7 protein-coding genes are annotated in these 6,632 nt (G+C 70.8%); 2 read left to right on the top strand and 5 right to left on the bottom strand.

The genetic code is table 11. From position 1 onward, the window contains the following. A partial coding sequence (gene groEL / locus VM306_RS34230) for a chaperonin GroEL (protein ID WP_325522326.1) occupies nt 1–729 on the bottom strand: 729 nt, incomplete at its 3' end. Between the two features lie 95 nt (nt 730–824). Beyond that, nucleotides 825–1,118: a co-chaperone GroES gene (gene groES, locus VM306_RS34235; protein ID WP_030478362.1), complete on the bottom strand. Its 294-nt coding sequence runs from the start codon at nt 1,116–1,118 to the stop codon at nt 825–827. A gap of 173 nt (nt 1,119–1,291) precedes the next feature. Between groES and VM306_RS34240 the strand changes: the two genes are divergently transcribed. Together VM306_RS34240 and VM306_RS34245 are read left to right on the top strand one after the other, a co-directional pair. Next, entirely contained in the window at nt 1,292–2,797 is a 1,506-nt protein-coding gene (locus VM306_RS34240; protein WP_325522328.1) for an alkaline phosphatase D family protein, read from the top strand. A 45-nt stretch (nt 2,798–2,842) separates the two neighbouring features. Continuing rightward, nucleotides 2,843–4,366 (top strand): alkaline phosphatase D family protein, encoded by a 1,524-nt coding sequence (locus VM306_RS34245; RefSeq protein WP_325522330.1) that lies wholly within the window; start codon nt 2,843–2,845, stop codon nt 4,364–4,366. On the opposite strand, the gene tsaD is transcribed toward VM306_RS34245, so the two are convergent. Genes tsaD through tsaB form a run of 3 tightly spaced genes read right to left on the bottom strand, consistent with a single transcriptional unit; the run spans nt 4,363 to nt 6,546 of the window. Further along, nucleotides 4,363–5,418, bottom strand: a complete 1,056-nt coding sequence (gene tsaD, locus VM306_RS34250) for a tRNA (adenosine(37)-N6)-threonylcarbamoyltransferase complex transferase subunit TsaD (RefSeq protein ID WP_325522332.1) — start codon at nt 5,416–5,418, stop codon at nt 4,363–4,365. The two genes, VM306_RS34245 and tsaD, sit on opposite strands and share 4 nt — an antisense overlap. Further along, a complete protein-coding gene (gene rimI / locus VM306_RS34255; RefSeq protein WP_325522334.1) occupies nt 5,411–5,869 on the bottom strand; it encodes a ribosomal protein S18-alanine N-acetyltransferase in 459 nt (152 codons plus the stop codon). The genes tsaD and rimI overlap by 8 nt, the downstream gene beginning before the upstream one ends. Then, complete coding sequence (gene tsaB, locus VM306_RS34260; protein WP_325522336.1) at nt 5,866–6,546, bottom strand: tRNA (adenosine(37)-N6)-threonylcarbamoyltransferase complex dimerization subunit type 1 TsaB; 681 nt, start codon at nt 6,544–6,546, stop codon at nt 5,866–5,868. Before tsaB ends, rimI begins: the two co-directional genes overlap by 4 nt. Between the last annotated feature and the right edge of the window lie 86 nt (nt 6,547–6,632).

A 6,632-nucleotide genomic window follows, 5' to 3' on the forward strand; every position in this document is an offset into this window, starting at 1 on the left:
CTTGCCGGACTCCGCGACCTTCTCGAGGATCGGGAGGACGTCGGCCAGCGCCGAGATCTTCTCGCGGTGCAGCAGGATGCGGACGTCTTCGTAGACGGCCTCCTGCGCCTCGAGGTCGGTCGAGAAGTGCGTCGACACGTAGCCCTTGTCGAACTGCACGCCCTCGGTGATCACGAGCTCGGTCGCGAGCGTGGACGACTCCTCGACGGTGATGACACCGTCCTCGCCGACGCGCTCGATGGCCTCGCCGAGCAGGGCGCCGATGGACTCGTCACGCGAGGAGACGGTGCCGACCTGCGCGATGTTCTCGCGGCCCTTGACCGGGGTGGACTTGGCCTTGAGCGCGTCCACGACGGCGTCGGAGGCGGCCTGGATGCCACGGCCGAGCGCGGTCGGGTTCGCACCCGCGGCGATGTTGCGCAGGCCTTCCTTGACCAGCGCCTGCGCCAGCACGGTGGCGGTGGTGGTGCCGTCACCCGCGACGTCGTTGGTCTTGGTGGCGACCGACTTGGCGAGCTGCGCGCCGAGGTTCTCGAACGGGTCGTCCAGCTCGATCTCACGGGCGATCGTCACGCCGTCGTTGGTGACCGTCGGGCCACCGAACTTCTTGTCGAGCACGACGTGGCGCCCGCGCGGGCCGAGGGTGACCTTGACCGTGTCCGCGAGCTTGTTGACGCCGCGCTCGAGCGCCCGACGAGCGTCCTCGTCGAAGCTGATCTGCTTGGGCATTTACCTCAAAGCCTCTCTGGGTAGCGAAACGCCCCGGTAGCCCCGGATGGGGCGCCGGGGCGTCAGGCGTGTGACCTCTGTGCCAACCGAAGGAACTAGTTGACGACGGCCAGCACGTCGCGGGCGGAGAGGATCAAGTACTCCTCGCCGTTGTACTTGACCTCGGTGCCGCCGTACTTCGAGTAGATGACGACGTCGCCGACGGCGACGTCCAGCGGGACGCGGTTGCCCTTGTCGTCGATGCGACCGGGACCCACCGCGAGGACCTTGCCCTCCTGGGGCTTCTCCTTCGCGGTGTCCGGGATCACGAGGCCGGAGGCAGTGGTCGTCTCGGCCTCCGAGGCCTGAACGACGATCTTGTCCTCGAGCGGCTTGATGTTCACGCTCACCGGGATGACCTCCACGGGTCGTTGGCAGGTTCGAATTAACGGCTCCTGCCACCCCGCCGTCGCGGGGGTCGGGGCGGTGCTGGTGCCGTGCAGTTGGCACTCTACCCATGAGAGTGCCAAGCCTTCAACGAGCCCCCCGAACCGATCACCACATGGGAGACGTATTCAGGGGCATGTCCCCCTTGACGCGCCGAACGCTGCTGCTCGCGGGCGTGGCCGGAGTCACAGCGTTCTCCGCCGCCGCGTCGGCCCGGCCCGGCGACCCTTTCACACTCGGCGTGGCCTCGGGCGACCCGGCACCCGGTGGTGTGGTCCTGTGGACCCGGCTGGCCGTCGACCCGCTCGCCGAGGACGGTCTGGGAGGCATGCCATCACGTCCGGTCGACGTCGAGTGGGAGGTCGCGGCCGACGAACGATTCACCCGAACCGTGCAACGGGGCTCCACCACCGCTCGACCGGAGGAGGGCCACAGCGTCCACGTGGAACTCGCCGGACTGGAGCCCGGCCGCGAGTACTTCTACCGCTTCAAGGCCCTCAACCACCTCTCGCGGACGGGCCGCACCCGGACGACGCCCGCGCCGAGCGCTCTGCAGGTGCCGCTGACGATGGCCTTCGCGTCGTGTGCGCAGTACGAGCACGGCTACTTCACGGCGTACCGCAGGCTGGCCGAGGACGAGCCCGACCTGATGCTGCACCTCGGCGACTACACCTACGAGTACGCGAGCGGCATCCACGTCGCCCCGAACGGCAACGTCCGCCGCGTCGAGGGCCCGACCACCACGACGCTCGCCGGCTACCGCCGCCGCCAGGCCCAGTACAAGACCGATCCCGACCTGCAGGAAGCGCACGCCGTGGCGCCGTGGGCGGTGATCTGGGACGACCACGAGATCGACAACAACTGGGCGGGCCTGCTGCCGGACAAGCCGCAGCCCGACTTCCCCGCGCGCAGGGCCGCCGCGTTCCAGGCCTACTACGAGAACATGCCTCTGCGCAGGTCACCCAGGCTGCACCGGCGGGTCGGGTGGGGCTCGCTGGCGACGTTCCACCTGCTCGACACCCGCCAGTACCGCACGGACCAGGCCTGCGGGGACGGGTTGCAGCTCTGCCCGGAACGCCTGGACCCCACGCGGACGATGCTCGGCGCCGAGCAGGAGGACTGGCTGTTCGACGGGTTCCGCGGCTCCACCGCCCGCTGGGACGTGCTCGGGCAGCAGGTGTTCTTCTCGCAGTACGACTACATCCCCGGCGAGGTCGACAAGTTCCTGCTGGACGCGTGGGACGGCTACGTCGCCGACCGCGACCGGGTGGTGGCGGGGCTCGCGGACGTCCGGAACCCGATCGTGCTGACCGGGGACGTGCACGCCGCGTGGGGCGCTGAGGTCAAGGAGCGCTGGGACGACCCGTCGTCGAAGACTCTCGCGACCGAACTGGTCACCACGTCGATCACGGCCGGTGGTGACGGGTCGGAGGAGTACGCCGAGACACCGTCGTGGCTGCGCGAGAACCCGCACGTGAAGTACTTCAACAACCGGCGCGGCTACACGGTGAGCAGGTTCACGCCCGATGAGCTGCGCACGGACTTCCGCGGGCTGGACTACGTGTCACGGCCGGGCTCACCCGTCCGCACCAAGGCGTCGTTCGCCGTGGAAGACCGCGTGCCAGGGCTCCACAGACTTTAGGCAGGCGTTCACCTGGTAGCCACTCTGGTGGGTGAAGGTCTCACCATGACTCGAGTGACGCGACGCGCACTCCTCATCGGGGGACTTGCGCTCACCACCGTCGGCGCGGGATCGGCTCGCCTGACCGACCCGTTCACTCTCGGTGTCGCCTCGGGCGACCCGACCCACGACAGCGTGGTCCTGTGGACCCGCCTGGCACCCATCCCTCTCGCGGAGGACGGCACGGGCGGCATGCCGTCGCGCGTCGTCGAGGTGAAGTGGGAGATCGCACTGGACGAGCGGTTCCGGCTCGTCGTCCGTCGTGGCACCGCCCACGCACGGCCCGAGGAAGGCCACAGCGTGCACGTGGACGTGCGCGGCCTTCTGCCCGGTCACGAGTACTTCTACCGCTTCTCCGCCGAGGGCCATCTCTCTCGTACGGGCCGCACGCGCACGGCGTTGGCTCCGTGGGCGTTGGGCAGCGGACTGACGATGGCGTTCGCGTCCTGCTCGCAGTTCGAGCACGGCTACTTCACCGCGTACCGCAGGCTGGCCGAGGACCAGCCGGACCTGGTGCTGCACCTCGGCGACTACCAGTACGAGTACAAGAAGGGCGCGTACGTGGCGCCGGGCGGCAACCCGCGCGACCACGAGGGCCCGGAGACCGAGACACTCGCGAACTACCGGCAGCGGCACGCGCAGTACAAGACCGATCTGGACCTGCAGGAGGCGCACGCCGTGGCGCCGTGGGCAGTTGTGTGGGACGACCACGAGGTCGACAACAACTGGGCGGACGAGGTCTACGAGAAGCCGGACATCCCCCAGCCGAACTTCCTGGCACGCCGGGCGGCGGCGTTCCAGGCCTACTACGAGAACATGCCGATCCGCAGCAGGCCCCAGGGCATCGACATGCGGCTCCACCGGCGCCTGCAGTGGGGCGGCCTGGCGAACTTCCACATGCTCGACACCCGGCAGTACCGCGACGACCAGCTCTGCGGCGACGGCGTGAAGGCGTGCCCGGAGCGGTTGTCCCCCACCCGCACGATCACCGGCGCCGAACAGGAGAAGTGGCTGCTGGACGGTCTTCGGCGCTCACGCGCGCGGTGGGACGTCCTGGGGCAGCAGGTGTTCTTCTCGCAGCTCGACTTCACGCCCGGCGCCGGCGAGACCAACAACATGGACGCGTGGGACGGCTACGCGGCGAACCGCGACCGTGTGGCCGCCGGTTTCTCCCACACGCGCAACACCGTCGTGCTCACCGGTGACGTGCACGCGGCGTGGGCTGCCGAGGTCAAGGAACGCTGGAACGACCCGGCCTCGCGCACGGTCGCTACCGAGCTGGTGTCGACGTCGATCACGTCCGGCGGCGACGGGTCGGAGACCCGCGCGGAGACCCCGGCGATGCTGGCCGAGAACCCGCACGTGAAGTACTTCAACAACCGGCGCGGGTACGTGCGTACCCGCTTCACCGCGCGTGAGGTGCGGGCGGACTTCCGGGCCGTGGACTACGTGTCCAAGCCCGGAGCCCCGGTGACCACGAAGGCGTCCTTCGTGATCGAGGACCGGAACCCCGGGCTGCACGCGGTCTAGACGATCTGCACGGTCCCGACCGGCAGGCCCGGCACGGTCGAGATGTCCATCCGGGACGGCTTGGCGCCCGCCGCGACCAGGTGGGCGCCGAGCGCCGCGATCATCGCGCCGTTGTCGGTGCACAACCGCGGCCGCGGCACGCGCAGCTCGATGCCCGCCTCGGCGCAGCGCTCGGCGGCCAGGCCGCTCAGGCGCGAGTTGGCCGCGACGCCGCCGGAGATGACCAGCGTGCCGACGTCCAGGTCCTTCGCGGCGCGGATGGCCTTGGCGGTCAGCACGTCCGCGACGGCCTCCTGGAACGACGCGGCGACGTCGGCCAGCGGGATCTCCTCGCCGGCGCGTTCGGCCCGCTCGACCCAGCGGGCCACCGAGGTCTTCAGGCCGGAGAACGAGAAGTCGTACTTCGCGTCGCGCGGGCCCGTGAGGCCGCGCGGGAACGCGATCGCGCAGCCGTTGCCCTGCTTGGCCAGCTTGTCGATGGGCGGGCCGCCGGGGTAGGGCAGGTCGAGCAGCCTGGCGACCTTGTCGTAGGCCTCGCCGGCCGCGTCGTCCACGGTCGAGCCGATCTCGGTGATCGAGTTGGCCAGGCCGCCCTCGATCAGCAGCAGCTGCGAGTGGCCGCCGGAGACCAGCAGTGCGAGGCAGCGCTGCGGCAGCGGGCCGTGCTGCAGCGTGTCCGCGGCGACGTGGCCCGCGAGGTGGTTCACGCCGTAGAGCGGCTTGCCCAGCGCGGCCGCGTACGCCTTCGCGGCGGACACGCCGACCAGCAGCGCGCCGGCGAGACCCGGTCCCGCCGTGACGGCGATGGCGTGGATCTGGGACAGCTCCACGCCGGACGTGTCGAGTGCGCGGCGCAGGGTCGGGACCAGGGCTTCGAGGTGCGCGCGGGAGGCGACCTCCGGCACGACGCCGCCGAAGCGGGCGTGCTCCTCGACGCTGGAGGCGACCTCGTCGGCGAGCAGTTCGAGCGAGCCGTCCGGACCGAGGCGGACGATGCCGAAGCCCGTCTCGTCGCACGAGCTCTCGATGCCGAGGATCAGGCGATCAGACACTTTGCGCAGGCCTTCCCATCGTGTACGCGTCGGCACCCGACGGCTGGTAGTAGCGGCGGCGCAGGCCGAGGTGCTCGAAGCCGTGCGCCAGGTACATCGCGATCGCGGGCTCGTTGTCCGTGCGGACCTCGAGGTAGACCGGCACGCCGATCTCGTCGGCGCGGGCCAGCAGCTCCCGCAGCAGCTTCTTGCCGACGCCCCTGCCCTGCCAGTGCCCGACGACGGCGATCGTGTGGACGCTCGCCTCGTACTGGCTGGCGGCGAGCCCGGCGTAGCCGATGAGCTCGTCGTCCGCGTACGCGCCGAGGTAGTAGTGGCCGTTGTCCAGCTCGCTGTGGAACGCGGTCTCGCTCCACGGGTCCTCACCGGAGAACAACGCCAGCTCGATCTCGTGGCACTGGGGCACGTCGGCGTGCTGCAAAGGCCCGAGCGTGACGGTGCCGGTGGTCATGCCCTGGTCACCCTCTTGCGCCCGGTGGGCTCCACGGCGTCGGGACGGCGCAGGTAGAGCGGGGTGAGCGCGGCGGGACGGGCCTTCGCGAGCACCTCGGCGGCAGCGGCGGCGACCAGGCCCTCCGGGCTCGGGTGCCGGGTGCCGAGGACCTCGAGCCCGAGGACGTCGGAGTAGATCTCGGCCCCCTCGCCCGTCGCCTGGTGCACGCCCAGGGACGGCAGCTTCTCGGCGAGGTCCTGCGGGCGCTCGACGTGCGGGCCGTCCGTGCGGCGACCGGCGGCGTCGTAGGCGGCCCAGTAGACCTCCTTGCGCCGCGCGTCGGTCGCGACGAGCAGCGGGTGGCCGCTCGCGGCGTCCTTGGCGATCGCGTCCGGCGTGGCGACCGGGTAGACCGGGCGGTTGAGCGCCTGGCCGAGCGCGGCGGCGGTGGCGAGGCCGACCCTCAGGCCGGTGAACGGGCCGGGGCCCGCGCCCACGACGATCGCGTCGAGGTCGGCGAAGGTCTTGCCGGCCTCGTCGAGCGCGTCGCTGATGTGCGGGGTGAGCAGCTCGCCGTGCGCCTTGGCGTTGAGCGTCACCCGCTTCGCGAGCAGGCGCGGCGGCGAGTCGGGCGCGAGTTCGACCACACCGGCGGTGACTGCGGGAGTGGCCGTGTCGACGGCGAGCACTAGCACGGTTGTCCAGGGTAGTACGAGGTCTCGACGGCCACGGCGGGGCCTGTCCCCGTCCTCGGTGGACCGCCGTGGGGATGGCCGAAGGG

The organism is Lentzea sp. (genome assembly GCF_035525475.1).
Classification (GTDB): domain Bacteria; phylum Actinomycetota; class Actinomycetes; order Mycobacteriales; family Pseudonocardiaceae; genus Lentzea.